Origin of the sequence: Rhodococcus sp. 05-2255-1e (assembly GCF_002259025.1) — a bacterium.
GTDB lineage: Bacteria > Actinomycetota > Actinomycetes > Mycobacteriales > Mycobacteriaceae > Rhodococcoides > Rhodococcoides fascians.
Genome location: NZ_NOZE01000035.1, coordinates 55,662 through 68,721, shown reverse-complemented (window position 1 = coordinate 68,721; position 13,060 = coordinate 55,662). Strand labels below are relative to the sequence as shown.

Here is a 13,060-nt window from a genome sequence, read left to right as displayed (position 1 = left end):
GACGGGCATGTCAGGACGCTCCCGGAACCAGGCTTTCGGCGGTGACACCGAGAACCTCGGCAATCTGCTCCGTGGGAATGGCACCGACCCGCAGGATTCGTGCGTGCTCACCGGTCAGGTCCACGATGGTGGAAGCCACCGCGTGGTCGGCCGGCCCCCCGTCGAGATAAACCGCCGCAGATCCACCGAGTTGTTCTCGCGCCTGCGTCACCGTGGTGGCGGGCGGACTTCCCGAAATATTTGCACTGGACACCGCCAGCGGACCTACTTCACGAAGGAGCTCGAGCGCGACCGGGTGCAGCGGCATCCGCAGCATGACGGTTCCCTGAGCATCACCCAGATCCCACGCCAGCGACGGTGCCTGCTGGACCACGATGCTCAATGCACCGGGCCAGAAGGCTCGAATCAGATCTCGGGTCCGCGGCCGGACGCTCTGAACCAGGCCGTCGATCGTGTTCCACGAACCGACGAGGACCGGGACCGGCATATCGCGTCCCCGCCCCTTGGCGCGCAGCAGGTCGGTGACCGCGCTGCCGTCGAACGCGTCGGCGGCGATCCCGTAGAGCGTGTCGGTGGGCATCACGACGAGTCGACCGGATTTGAGGGCACCGCGCGCTGCGGTCAATCCGGCAGCCCGCGCATCGGCTTCACGGCAGTCGTAGACGGTACTCACTCCGCCTATCCTTCCACCTTCGGTAACGAAGTGATGTCAGGTGCCGCCGGCTTGCCGCCTTGCCGCTCAGGCAGAGGGCGGCGTCGCCCGTGCCGCCACGACGAAGCGGGGTCGGCCGGCCAGGTCCGGATGCTCGGTGACCTGGGTGAAGACTCGTCGCCGAGACAACAGGGCAGCGACGCCCTCCCCGTTCGAGTCGTCGTGTTCGATGGCGACTCCGCCGCCGACACGCAGCCACCGCGCGATGTTGCCGATCATCGGCTCGATGACCGACAACCCGTCCTCGCCGCCGAAGAGCGCGATGTGCGGATCGTGGTCGAGTACTTCCGGATCGAGCTCCGCCCCGTCCGGAATGTACGGCGGGTTCGCGACGATCATGTCCACCGAGCCGTCGAGGTCGGTCAACAGCTCCCGAGAAGTGACGTCTCCGTGATGCAACGTGATCGGCGAATCACCCTGCTCGGCACGCAGATCCGCGTTGCGCCGGGCCCACGCCAGCGCCGATGGATCGAGCTCGACGGCGTGCACGACGGCATCCGGGCGTGCGTTCGCGATGGCGAGCGCCAGCGCGCCCGACCCCGTGCACAGGTCCAGCACCACGGGCGGGTGATGGCCGACGTTCTCGAGAAAAGCGAGCGCCCACGCCAACAGCAACTCGGTTTCGGGACGTGGAACGAACACCCCGGGGCCCACCTCGACATCGATGTTTCCCAATGACGTCGTTCCCGTGATGTATTGCAGGGGAATACGTTTCGCGCGCTGCTCGACTGTTCGGAAGTACGCCTCGACAAGCTCGGGCTCCACCAACGGCACCAACCCCAACCGACCGCGATCGACTCCGACGAGGTGCGCGGCGAGTAGCTCCGCATCCACCCGAGGGCTCGGCACACCGGCGGCCTCGAGCATCGACGTCGCTTCGAGGATGGCTAGGCGTAACGGCTTGCGGCTCACTTGTACAGACTGCCACGGCGGTCCGACACCGGACTCACAGCCGCCCCAGCAACTCAGACTTCTTTGCGAAGAACTCGTCGTCGGTCAGAAATCCCTTCGCATGCAGACCGGCGAGCGCCTCGATCGCAGCGGTGATGTCGGCGATGTCGACACCGGTGTGAGCAGGTGCACCCGACTGCGAAGACGCGAAATTGTGTGCCGCCGGCTGCGGCTGCTGCGACGAAGGCATGTTCTGCGGTGGCGCGTCGGCGGACCGTTGGTCGACACGCGGCAGACTCGCCGCGGTGAACGTGCCGTACTGGCTGGTGAACTCCACCGAACCCGGACCCCCACCCTGCTGCTGTTGCACTCCCCCGATGGAGTGATCGAGGGTGTCGTACACCGCCAATTCCCCTCCCACGAGGACAGCGAGGCGACGAGATCCTGGAAACACCGCGTACTGCGATCCGTTCTGGCCACCGCTCGAACTCGGCGAACCCAGATCCGACGGCCACCACGATCCCCCGCCGAAGGAAGTGCCGCCGAACGATCCCGTACCGGCATCTCTCGGCGGATAGACCTGATGCTGCGCCAACACGGCGGACAGATCGCGGCACAAACCGTCGACCCGACTCTTGAGGCCGTGATCGAACATGTTGCCCACCATCGTCATACCGCCGCGCATCCACTGCCCACTGCCGCCGAGCTCGGGAATGTTGAACTGCGCCATGGTGCCGCGGCCGTTGTTGACGGCGTCGAGCATGGTGCGGACGGCGTCGGTGGACACCCCGTAGCGGGAGGCGAGTTCGGTGACGGCGTTCTCGCCTGCGGGGGTCAAGGCCTGGTTCATCTCGGGTGTGCCTTTCGTGGCGCGCGGGCGGGTCGAATCCGATCGCCAGGGTAGCTCGAGATTCGTTCGATCAGCAGCGTGAGAACCGAAAACGGTTGCCGCGCAATTACTCTGCTTGCATACGTGCGTCGCGGTCTGCCTTGGCGAGCGCGTCGAGCAGTGCATCCATGTCACCGTCGAGCAGAGCGTCGAGGTTGTGCGCTTTGAATCCGATGCGGTGATCGGTGATGCGATTCTCGGGGTAGTTGTACGTCCTGATCCGCTCCGAGCGGTCGACGGTACGCACCTGGCTGGCTCGGCCGGCCGAGGCCTCTTCGTTGGCTGCTTCCTCAGCGGCCGCCTGCAGACGCGCCGCCAGCACCTGCATCGCACGTGCCTTGTTCTGCAACTGCGATCGCTCGTTCTGACAGGTGACGACGATGCCGGTGGGCAAATGGGTGATGCGGACAGCGGAGTCGGTGGTGTTGACACCCTGACCGCCCTTGCCGGACGAGCGGTAGACGTCGATGCGCAGATCGGTTTCGTCGATCTGCACTTCCTCGACCTCGTCGGGTTCCGGATACACCAGAATGCCGGCCGCGGAGGTATGCACGCGTCCCTGCGATTCGGTGACCGGCACCCGCTGCACGCGATGGACGCCACCCTCGAACTTCAGCCGCGCCCAGACGCCGTCGAGCGGATCCTTGGTCTTGATCGACAACGTCGCGTCCTTGTAGCCACCCAGGTCCGAGACGTTCGCGTCGAGAACCTCGACTCGCCAGCCGCGGCGTTCGGCGTAGCGCACGTACATCCGCGCCAAATCGGCCGCGAAGAGCGCCGATTCCTCGCCGCCCTCACCCGACTTGACCTCCATCACGATGTCGTCGCCGTCGTGCGGGTCGCGTGGTGCCAGCAGATCGGTCAGCGTCTGTTCCAGGTGCAGAACCGTTGCCTCGAGCTCGGGAATCTCTGCGGCGAACGACGAATCGTCGGCGGCGAGTTCACGTGCGGCTTCGAGGTCGTCCTGAGCGGCGGTCAACTTGGTGTGCGCCGACATGATCGGTGCCAGCTCGGCGAACCTCTTGCCTGCCCTGCGCGCTGCGGAGGGGTCGTTGTGCAGGGCGGGGTCGGCCAGTTGCTGCTCGAGGCCGGAGTGTTCGGCGAGGATGTCGTCGATGGCCGAAGGCTTGTCTGTTCTCGCCATGGTGACGACTCACTCTCCGAACGGGTGAAACCGGGTGTGGACACAAAAAAGCCGACGCCCGCCCTGTAGTTCACAGGACGGGCGTCGGCGAAACAGCTAGCTGTCTGCGTCGGCCTTCTTGCCGGCGCGCTTGCCGTAGCGAGCCTCGAAGCGAGCGACGCGACCGCCGGTGTCGAGAATCTTCTGCTTGCCGGTGTAGAAGGGGTGGCACTGCGAGCAGACCTCGACGCTGATGCGCTCTTTGTCGGTGGTGCTTCGGGTCTCGAAAGTATTGCCGCAACCACAGACGACTGTCGTCAGTGTGTAGTCGGGGTGAATTCCTGCCTTCATGGTGTCCTTACCGTTCTTTGTAATGGTCGCCGGGTCGCCTTCGCTGATCGAAGACGTGAACCGGAACCGGACTCGGCCGTTGATTATGCCAGAGCGTGTATCTGCCCTGCTAATCGTCGGTACTTCTGTGCCGACAGATGCTTACAACGCGGGCACCTGCCCTCTTGTTCCCCGGACCCTCGGACCCGGGGAACACGGGATCAATCGTTGATGCCGCCGGGAGCTGTCTTCGACACTTCCATCAGGAATTCGAGGTTGTTCTTGCTCTTCTTCAGGCGATCGACCAGCAGGTCGATGGCCTGATGCGAGTCGAGACCGGACAACACGCGACGCAGCTTGTGCACCACGGCCGCCTCGTCCGGAGCGAGAAGAAGCTCGTCGTGACGGGTGCTGGACGGGTTGATGTCCACCGCGGGGAACACCCGACGCTCAGCGATCTTGCGATCGAGCTTGAGCTCGGCGTTACCGGTGCCCTTGAACTCCTCGAAGATCACGGTGTCGCCGGTGGATCCGGTCTCGACCATGGCCGTGGCGATGATCGTCAGCGAACCACCGTGCTCGATGTTTCGTGCCGCGCCGAGGAATCGCTTGGGCGGGTACAGCGCGGTCGAGTCGACACCACCGGAGAGGATGCGGCCCGACGCCGGCGAGCTGTTGTTGTACGCGCGGCCCAGTCGGGTGATCGAGTCGAGCAGGACAACCACGTCCTGGCCGGCCTCGACCAGACGCTTGGCACGCTCGATCGCCAGCTCGGCGACTGCCGTGTGGTCACCCGGCGGACGGTCGAACGTCGAGGCGATGACCTCGCCCTTGACCGAGCGCTGCATGTCGGTCACTTCCTCGGGACGCTCGTCGACGAGGATGACCATCAGGTAGCACTCGGGGTTGTTGATGGCGATCGCGTTGGCGATGGCCTGCAGAACGCTCGTCTTACCGGCCTTCGGGGGGCTGACGATCAACGCGCGCTGACCCTTACCGATGGGCATCACCAGGTCGATGATGCGCGTGGTCAGGATGTTCTGCTGGGTCTCGAGGCGCAGCCGCTGGTTGGGGTACAGCGGGGTGAGCTTGCCGAACTCCGGACGCTTGCGCGCGGCCTCGACCTCTCCCCCGTTGACGGTATCCAGACGCACCAGCGGGTTGAACTTCTGACGCTGACCCGACTGCTCACCTTCACGCGCCACCCGAACGGCACCGGTGACGGCGTCGCCGCGGCGAAGGCCGTTCTTGCGCACCAGGTTCATCGACACGTAGACGTCGTTCGGTCCGGCCAGGTAACCCGAGGTCCGAACGAACGCGTAGTTGTCGAGAACGTCGAGAATGCCGGCTACCGGCTGGAGAACATCGTCCTCGCGGATCTCGGTGTCGCGCTCGCGACCGCCGCCGCCCTCGTTGCCCTCGCCGCGGTCGCGTCCACGACGACGCTCGCGGAACCGTCGACCCCTGCGACCGCGGCCTTCGCCGTCGTCGTCCTGGTTGTTGTCACGGTTGTCGCGCGGGCCGTTGTTGCGGTCCTCGTTGCGATTGTCGTTCCGGTTGTCGTTCCGGCCGTCGCCTTGATTGCGATTGCGTCCGCCACGGTCGTTCTGATTGCGGTTGCCGTTCTCGCGGTTGGAGTCGCGGTTCGAGTTGTCCCGGTCGCCCTGGTTGCGGCCCGCATTGTCGCGATTGCCGCCGTCCCGGTCCCCCTGGTTGCGATCGCCCTGGTTGCGGTCGCCCTGGTTGCGGTCGCCCTGGTTGCGGTCGTTCTGGTTGCGGTTGCCGTTGTCGGTGTCACGCGGTTCGCGCTCGGCACCGTCCTGGCGGTTGCGCTCGCCGCGGCTACGACGTGGGCGCTCCGCTGCGGCGTTCTCGCCGGAATCGTCCTGCTTGTCGGTGGTCTCCGCTGCAGCGGTCGACTCCGCGGTAGCGGGGGCCGATGCGGCCGTGTCGCCGCTGCCGTCCAGTGGCAACTGGTCGGGCGCACCTGCGCGGCGACCCGCGGCGCGGCGGCCCCGGGTGCGACGTCCGGCCTCGGGTGCTGCGTCCGACGTGTCGGCAGCCGTCGCAGGCTCGGGAGCAGTGTCGACTGCGGGTCGTTCGTCGGCAACCGGTGCCGACGCAGCAGCGCGTCGAGCCTTGGGAGCGTCGGCCTTCGGTGCGTCGCTCTTCGGTGCATCGCTCTTCGGTGCATCGGACTTCGGCGCAGCGGACTTGGCCGGCGCGGTGCCCGATTGACGCTCGGTGATGGCCGCGATCAGATCGCCCTTGCGCATGCCGGAGATGCTCTTGATGCCGAGTTCGCCAGCGAGGCTGCGTAGCTCGGTGAGAACCATTCCGGACAGGCCGGCGCGACGGCGTGACGTTTCGGGCGCAGAGATGAGTTCCGTATCGGTCACGGAGGTCCTTTCCTTCCCTCGCTCGCTCGATGCGCAGCCGAGGGTTCGTTCCGCAGCTCGGCTTTCTGCCGAACTCGGATATTGCCGTTCATGTTCGACGCACTCCGCCGACGACACCATCGGTCCGAGACCGCAGCGAACTGCGGGAAGGACCGAGCCAGGAGCGTCACATCACTCGGACGTTCTGAACTCCCCCGAATACAGTGACCTGATTGCCCTGACGAAACCGGCGTCTGAAGCGCACGATGTACGGACAGGGTTCACCATAGCGTCGTTGTCCTCGCTCGGCAAGAACCCTATTCGGTGTCGGTCATGCGACCGTGACTCCGTCGGCCACCTCGAGGTCGAGAACTCGCCATCCCTCGGCCAGCGCAGCGTCGCGCAGATCGGCCGGGAATTCTTCGGTGCACAGGGCCATGACGGTAGGGCCTGCTCCCGACACCACCGCGGCGATCGAGCGGGCGCGCAACGTCGCGATCCACCGGGTGGTGTCGGGCAGCGCCTGTGCCCGCTGGCCCTGATGCAGTAGATCCTCGGTGGCAGCCATCAGCAGATCCGGACGCTCGGTCAATGCGACGACGGCGAGCGCACTGCGACTGACGTTGAAGGCGGCGTCGCGGTGCGGCACCAACTCCGGCAGCAATCCCCGTGTGTGCGAGGTCGAGGAGCGCTCGGAGGGCACGAGCACGACGACCTTGATGCTGGGATGTACGTCCAGGCGCACGGCGGCGTACTTGCGTGCCGTCACACTGGCATTGGGCGGTTCGCTCCACGACACGACGGCACCGCCGAGGCAACTCGCCGACGCGTTGTCGGGGTGCCCCTCGAACTCGGACGACAACTGCACCAACTGACTGTCCGACAACGACAGCGCGGGGTCCACCTTCGACGCAAGTGCATTGGCCGCGGCGAGCCCGCCGACCACGGCCGAGGCCGAGGATCCGAGACCTCTCGAATGCGGAATGACGTTGCGGCAGTGGACATTCAATCCATCTGCCCATACTCCGGCCGCTTCCAGACCCCGTTCGATGGCCCGCACGACGAGGTGCGTCGGCCCCCACGGAACGTCCGCCGAACCCTCACCGTCGACGTGGATCGACAGGCCCGACGCCGTGGTCGTGACCTCGATCTCGTCGTACAAGCCCAAAGCTATTCCGAGACTGTCGAATCCGGGGCCGATGTTGGCACTGGAGGCCGGCACCCGCGCGGTCACCGTGAGCCCGATGGGAAGCGTCTTCGTCATTGCCGGAGATTCCGTCAACTCAGGCCAGCTCGAGCGCAGCCGCAACAGCGACGGGATCGACCGAAATCGGTTCCACGACAGGCATTCCCGACAGTGCGGTGTCGGGATCCTTGAGACCGTTGCCGGTCACCGTGCAGACAACGGTCAGGCCCGGCTCCAGCCAGCCTTCCTTTCGAGCCGCCAACAGTCCGGCGACGCTGGCCGCGGAGGCCGGTTCGACGAACACGCCCTCGGTCTTCGCGATCAACCGGTACGCCTCGAGGATCTCCTCGTCGGTCGCGGCCCGGAATGCCCCGTTCGATTCTTCCTTGGCATTGACGGCACCGTTCCAGGATGCGGGTGAGCCGATCCGGATTGCGGTCGCGATCGTTTCCGGGTCCTTCACGGGCGCACCGTGAACCAGAGGAGCGGCACCCGCGGCCTGCACGCCGAGCATGCGCGGCTTGCGGGTGGTGAGGCCGTCGCGGAAGTACTCGGAGTACCCGCGCCAGTACGCGGTGATGTTGCCCGCGTTGCCGACCGGTAGAGCATGGATGTCGGGTGCATCGCCGAGGGCGTCGCAGATCTCGAACGCCGCGGTCTTCTGCCCCTCGATACGCACGGGGTTGACGGAGTTGACCAGACCGATCGTCGGGAACTCGGCCGTGGTCTTGCGCGCCAGTTCGAGGCAGTCGTCGAAGTTGCCCTGGACCTGAATGATCTTCGCGCCGTGCATGACTGCCTGAGCCAGCTTGCCCATCGCGATCTTGCCCTGCGGAACCAGTACGGCACAGGACATGCCGGCCTTGGCCGCGTAGGCCGCAGCGGACGCCGAGGTGTTGCCGGTGGACGCGCACAGCACTGCTTCTTGCCCACGGGCGAGCGCGTCGGTGACGGCCATGGTCATGCCGCGGTCCTTGAACGAGCCGGTGGGGTTGAGTCCCTCGACCTTCAGGTGCACTGTGCAGCCGGTCAATTCGGACAGGTGCCCGGCAGGCAGCAGCGGGGTGCCGCCCTCGCGCAGGGTGACGGTCTTCCAGTCGGGACCGATCGCCAGACGCGAGCGGTACGCCTCGATCAGACCGGGCCAGGGGGTGTGGACGCTCATACTGTGGTGCCTTCCAATCTGAGAACGCTGGCGACGTGGACGACCACGTCCAACTGCTCGAGGGATGCAACGGTGTCGGACAGTGCGGAATCGGCCGCGAGGTGCGTGACCACGACGAGCCTGGCCCCGTCACCCGCGCCGTGCTGGCGCACGGTGGAGATACTGACGTCGCGCTTGGAGAATTCGGCGGCCACGGTAGCGAGAACGCCGGGCTTGTCGGCCACCTGCATGCTGACGTAGTACCGGGTGAGAATGTCACCCATCGGGGCCACCTTGAGCTTGGCGTACTTGGACTCGAGTGGGCCGCGGCCTCCGTAGAACTTGTTGCGCGCGGCCATCACCAGGTCGCCGAGCACAGCGGATGCCGTCGGCGCGCCGCCCGCACCCTGGCCGTAGAACATCAACCGGCCTGCAGCCTCGGCCTCGACGACGACGGCGTTGAATGCGCCGTTCACCGATGCCAACGGGTGATCGAGCGGAACGAGTGCCGGGTAGACCCGGGCCGAGATGCGCTCCTTGCCCTTGGGCGTGGTGATGCGCTCGCAGATCGCCAGCAACTTGATGGTGCAGTCCAGAGACTTCGCGGTCTCGAGGTCGTCTGCAGTGATCTTGCTGATGCCCTCGCGGTAGACGTCGCCGGCCGTGACCCGAGTGTGGAATGCGATCGAGGCGAGGATGGCCGCCTTGGACGCGGCGTCGTAGCCCTCGACATCGGCGGTCGGATCGGCCTCGGCGTATCCCAATCGCCCTGCCTCGGCGAGGGTTTCGGCATAATCGGCACCGGTCTCGTCCATGGCCGAGAGGATGAAGTTCGTGGTGCCGTTGACGATGCCCGCGACCTTGTTCACGCGGTCGCCTGCCAACGACTGCATCAACGGCCGCACCACCGGAATGGCTCCGGCGACAGCTGCCTCGAAATACAGATCGGCGCGCGACTTCTCGGCCGCGTCGGCCAACTCTCCGGTGTATTCGGCGAGCAGGGCCTTGTTCGCAGTGATGACGGACTTGCCGTTCTCGAGCGCCGACAACACCAGCTTGCGTGGGATGTCGATACCGCCGAGCACCTCGACGACGATGTCGACGTCGTCGCGACCGACCAATTCGGCCGGGTCGTCGGTGAGCAGTTCGGCCGGTACTCCGCGATCGCCGTCGATCCGACGGACCGCGATTCCCCGAATCTCCAGTGGCGCACCGATTCTGGCCTCGAAGTCCGCTGCATTCTCGGTGAGGATCCGGACGACCTCGCTACCGACGTTTCCGAGTCCGAGTACGGCGACGCCTATCGGCTTCGATGTCATGGCTGAACCTCCAAGCTGAGCAGATCTTCGATGGTTTCCCGCCGCAGGATCAGGCGCGCACGCCCGTCCTTGACCGCGACCACAGCGGGCCGCGTCAGCAGGTTGTAGCGGCTGGACATGGAGTAGCAGTAAGCGCCGGTGGCTGCGACGGCGAGCAGATCACCGGGCCCGACGTCGGCCGGCATCCACGTGTTCTTGATGACGATATCGCCACTCTCACAGTGCTTTCCGACCACGCGAGCCATCACGGCGTCGGCGTCGCTGGTACGCGAGACCAAGCGGCAGTCGTACTCGGCCTGATACAGCGACGTACGAATGTTGTCGCTCATGCCGCCGTCGACACTGATGTACCGCCTGCGGGTGGCGTTGTCGACGGTGACGTCCTTGACGGTGCCCACCTCGTAGAGCGTCACGGTGCCCGGACCGGCGATGGCCCGACCCGGCTCGACGGCAATGGTCGGAACCGGCAAACCGGCCGCGGCCGACTCCGTCTCGACGATGCTCGCCAGCTTGGCCGCCAATTGGTCGACGGGCGGCGGATCGTCACTCGGTACGTACGAAATACCCATGCCGCCACCGAGATCGAGCGTCGAGATCTGCGAGGTCTTGTCCACGCCGAACTCGGCAACGATGTCGCGCAGCAGCCCGATGACCTTGTGCGCAGCCAGCTCGAAACCGTCGACCTCGAAGATCTGCGAGCCGATGTGACTGTGCAGCCCCACGAGGCGAAGGTTGTCTGCGGCGAACACCCGCCGGACGGCTTCGATCGCCGAGCCGTCGGCGAGCGAGAAGCCGAACTTCTGATCCTCGTGAGCGGTCGCGATGAACTCGTGCGTGTGTGCCTCGACGCCGACGGTGATACGAATCAGCACGTCCTGCACCACACCGGCCGAACCGGCCACGGCGTCGAGACGGTCGATCTCGATATTGGAGTCGAGAACGACGTGCTCGACTCCGGCAGTCACTCCGGCCTCGAGCTCGGCCACGGATTTGTTGTTGCCGTGCATCGCAATTCGATCCGCCGGGAATCCGGCAGCGAGGGCGATGGCCAGCTCACCGCCCGAGCAGATGTCGAGCGAGAGACCCTCGTCGGCCACCCAACGAGCGATCTCGCCACACAGAAATGCCTTGGAGGCGTAGTGAACTCGTTCGGGTGCCCCGAACGCAGCGGCCATCTCGCGGCAGCGTGCGCGGAAGTCGTCCTCGTCCACGACGAACAGTGGGGTGCCGTACTGCGCCGCGAGGTCGGTGACCGACACCCCAGCGAGCCGAACCGTACCGTCGTCGCCGCGTGCCGCGTTGCGTGGCCACACCTGTTCGGGAAGCGTCGTCATGTCCGACGCGGCGCTCGGACGCTCGGACATCGACTGCTTGGCTGGGGCATCGGCGTGCTTGGGCCCTGCCGGATGTGCGCTCACATGCGCTCCGGTGCGCTGACACCGAGCAGTTCGAGGCCGTTGGCCAGAACCTGCCGGGTTGCGTTGCCCAATGCCAGTCGTGCGGTGTTCACAGGTCCGGGCTCCTCGTCTCCTTGGGGAAGTACTCGACACGCGCCGTAGAACCGGTGGTAGGCCCCCGCCAGTTCTTCGAGGTAGCGGGCGATCCGGTGTGGTTCGCGTAGTTCGGCGGCACTGGCGACCACCCGCGGGTACTCGCCGATCGTCCTGATCAACTCGCCCTCCTGCTCGTGCGTCAGCAGGCTCAGATCGGGATCGTCGCCCGAGATCCCCAGTTCGGCGGCATTGCGCGCGAGCGATGCCAACCGGGCGTGGGCGTACTGGACGTAGTACACCGGGTTCTCGTTGCTGGCGCTGGCCCACAGGGCGAGGTCGATGTCGATGCTCGAGTCGACGGACGACCGGACCATGACGTAGCGCGACGCGTCGACGCCGATGGCTTCGACCAGATCGTCGAGCGTGATGACGGTGCCTGCCCGCTTGCTCATCTTCACCGCGACGCCGTCTCGAACGAGGTTGACCATCTGCCCGATCAGAACCTCGACGGTCTCGGGGTCGTCGCCGAATGCAGCGGCGGCGGCCTTGAGTCGACCGATGTAGCCGTGGTGGTCTGCTCCGAGCATGTAGATGCACAGGTCGAAACCGCGCTGCCGCTTGTTCTGGAAGTACGCGATGTCGCCTGCAATGTAGGCAGCATTACCGTCGCTCTTGATGACGACGCGATCCTTGTCGTCGCCGTACTCGGTGGACCGAAGCCACCACGCACCGTCTTCCTCGTACAGGCTCCCCGAGCCCTTGAGGTAGTCGACCGACTTCTCGACGGCACCGGACTCGAAGAGTGAGTTCTCGTGGAAGTAGACGTCGAAGTCGACACCGAATTCGTGCAGGTTCGCCTTGATGCGGTCGAACATCAGCTGGGTACCGATCGACCGGAAGGTCTCGTCCTGCGCCTCGGGTGCCAGCGCCAGCGCTTCGGGCTCCTTCGCCAGCACCTGCTGTGCGATCTCGGCGATGTACTCGCCCGCATAGCCGTTCTCCGGGGCCGGCTCTCCCTTGGCCGCGGCGATGAGCGACCGGCTGAAGCGATCGATCTGAGCGCCGTGATCGTTGAAGTAGTACTCGCGAGTGACCTCGGCTCCGTGCGCGGTCAGGATGCGTCCGAGGGCATCGCCGACAGCAGCCCATCGGGTTCCACCGAGGTGCACCGGTCCGGTGGGGTTGGCCGAGACGAACTCGAGGTTGACCTTCTTGCCTGCCATCGAGGATCCGTTGCCGAACTCGGCACCGGCGGCCAGCACGCGGGCAACGATCTCGCCCTGCGCTGCGGCAGCCAGCCTGATGTTCAGAAAGCCGGGGCCCGCGACGTCGGCACTGGCGATCGCGGCGTCGGCCGCGAGTGCCTCGGCGAGCCAGCCGGCGAAATCACGGGGATTGGCTCCGGCCTTCTTCGCCACCTGCAGCGCCACGTTGGTGGCGTAGTCACCGTGCTCGGGATTGCGGGGACGCTCGACCGTGAGCTTCGCAGGGAGAACGGATGCGTCCAGGCCGCGGTCGGCAAGCACCTTGGCGGCGGTCGCGTGAAGCAATTCGGCAAGATCGGCGGGAGTCACAGGTAGCCATCCTATTGGCTG

The 13,060-nt window shown here is 65.9% G+C and carries 11 protein-coding genes; all 11 read right to left on the bottom strand.

What is annotated here, in order from left to right:
• Positions 1–10: 10 nt before the first annotated feature.
• The gene (locus tag CH262_RS22290) at positions 11–673 is read right to left on the bottom strand and encodes an L-threonylcarbamoyladenylate synthase (protein ID WP_027497908.1); all 663 of its coding nucleotides are present in this window, start codon (positions 671–673) and stop codon (positions 11–13) included.
• A 66-nt stretch (positions 674–739) separates the two neighbouring features.
• On the bottom strand, positions 740–1,624 hold the full coding sequence (prmC, locus tag CH262_RS22285; RefSeq protein WP_027497909.1) for a peptide chain release factor N(5)-glutamine methyltransferase: 885 nt from the start codon (positions 1,622–1,624) through the stop codon (positions 740–742).
• Positions 1,625–1,658: 34 nt separating this feature from the next.
• Positions 1,659–2,453 carry an SHOCT domain-containing protein gene (locus CH262_RS22280; RefSeq protein ID WP_032385055.1) on the bottom strand — a complete coding sequence of 265 codons (795 nt, stop codon included), beginning with the start codon at positions 2,451–2,453 and terminating at the stop codon, positions 1,659–1,661.
• A gap of 106 nt (positions 2,454–2,559) precedes the next feature.
• Positions 2,560–3,636, bottom strand: a complete 1,077-nt coding sequence (gene prfA / locus CH262_RS22275) for a peptide chain release factor 1 (RefSeq protein WP_027497911.1) — start codon at positions 3,634–3,636, stop codon at positions 2,560–2,562.
• Between the two features lie 96 nt (positions 3,637–3,732).
• Positions 3,733–3,966: a 50S ribosomal protein L31 gene (gene rpmE / locus CH262_RS22270; protein WP_008715081.1), complete on the bottom strand. Its 234-nt coding sequence runs from the start codon at positions 3,964–3,966 to the stop codon at positions 3,733–3,735.
• A gap of 200 nt (positions 3,967–4,166) precedes the next feature.
• Positions 4,167–6,344 carry a transcription termination factor Rho gene (gene rho / locus CH262_RS22265; RefSeq protein WP_230591031.1) on the bottom strand — a complete coding sequence of 726 codons (2,178 nt, stop codon included), beginning with the start codon at positions 6,342–6,344 and terminating at the stop codon, positions 4,167–4,169.
• 310 nt (positions 6,345–6,654) lie between these two features.
• Positions 6,655–7,587, bottom strand: coding sequence for a homoserine kinase (gene thrB / locus CH262_RS22260; protein WP_032385056.1), 933 nt, complete (start codon positions 7,585–7,587; stop codon positions 6,655–6,657).
• 19 nt (positions 7,588–7,606) lie between these two features.
• A complete protein-coding gene (thrC, locus tag CH262_RS22255) occupies positions 7,607–8,674 on the bottom strand; it encodes a threonine synthase (protein WP_027497914.1) in 1,068 nt (355 codons plus the stop codon).
• Positions 8,671–9,972: a homoserine dehydrogenase gene (locus tag CH262_RS22250; protein ID WP_032368776.1), complete on the bottom strand. Its 1,302-nt coding sequence runs from the start codon at positions 9,970–9,972 to the stop codon at positions 8,671–8,673. Before CH262_RS22250 ends, thrC begins: the two co-directional genes overlap by 4 nt.
• Positions 9,969–11,390, bottom strand: coding sequence for a diaminopimelate decarboxylase (gene lysA / locus CH262_RS22245; RefSeq protein ID WP_032385057.1), 1,422 nt, complete (start codon positions 11,388–11,390; stop codon positions 9,969–9,971). The genes CH262_RS22250 and lysA overlap by 4 nt, the downstream gene beginning before the upstream one ends.
• Entirely contained in the window at positions 11,387–13,039 is a 1,653-nt protein-coding gene (argS, locus tag CH262_RS22240; RefSeq protein WP_032385058.1) for an arginine--tRNA ligase, read from the bottom strand. The genes lysA and argS overlap by 4 nt, the downstream gene beginning before the upstream one ends.
• Positions 13,040–13,060: the final 21 nt, after the last annotated feature.

What these genes read in the sequence shown, in the direction of transcription:
- CH262_RS22280 (WP_032385055.1), bottom strand. Translation starts at nt 2,453, where the DNA reads ATGAACCAGGCCTTGACCCCCGCAGGCGAGAACGCCGTCACCGAACTC.
- CH262_RS22250 (WP_032368776.1), bottom strand. Translation starts at nt 9,972, where the DNA reads ATGACATCGAAGCCGATAGGCGTCGCCGTACTCGGACTCGGAAACGTC.
- rpmE (WP_008715081.1), bottom strand. Translation starts at nt 3,966, where the DNA reads ATGAAGGCAGGAATTCACCCCGACTACACACTGACGACAGTCGTCTGT.
- thrB (WP_032385056.1), bottom strand. Translation starts at nt 7,587, where the DNA reads ATGACGAAGACGCTTCCCATCGGGCTCACGGTGACCGCGCGGGTGCCG.
- prfA (WP_027497911.1), bottom strand. Translation starts at nt 3,636, where the DNA reads ATGGCGAGAACAGACAAGCCTTCGGCCATCGACGACATCCTCGCCGAA.
- thrC (WP_027497914.1), bottom strand. Translation starts at nt 8,674, where the DNA reads ATGAGCGTCCACACCCCCTGGCCCGGTCTGATCGAGGCGTACCGCTCG.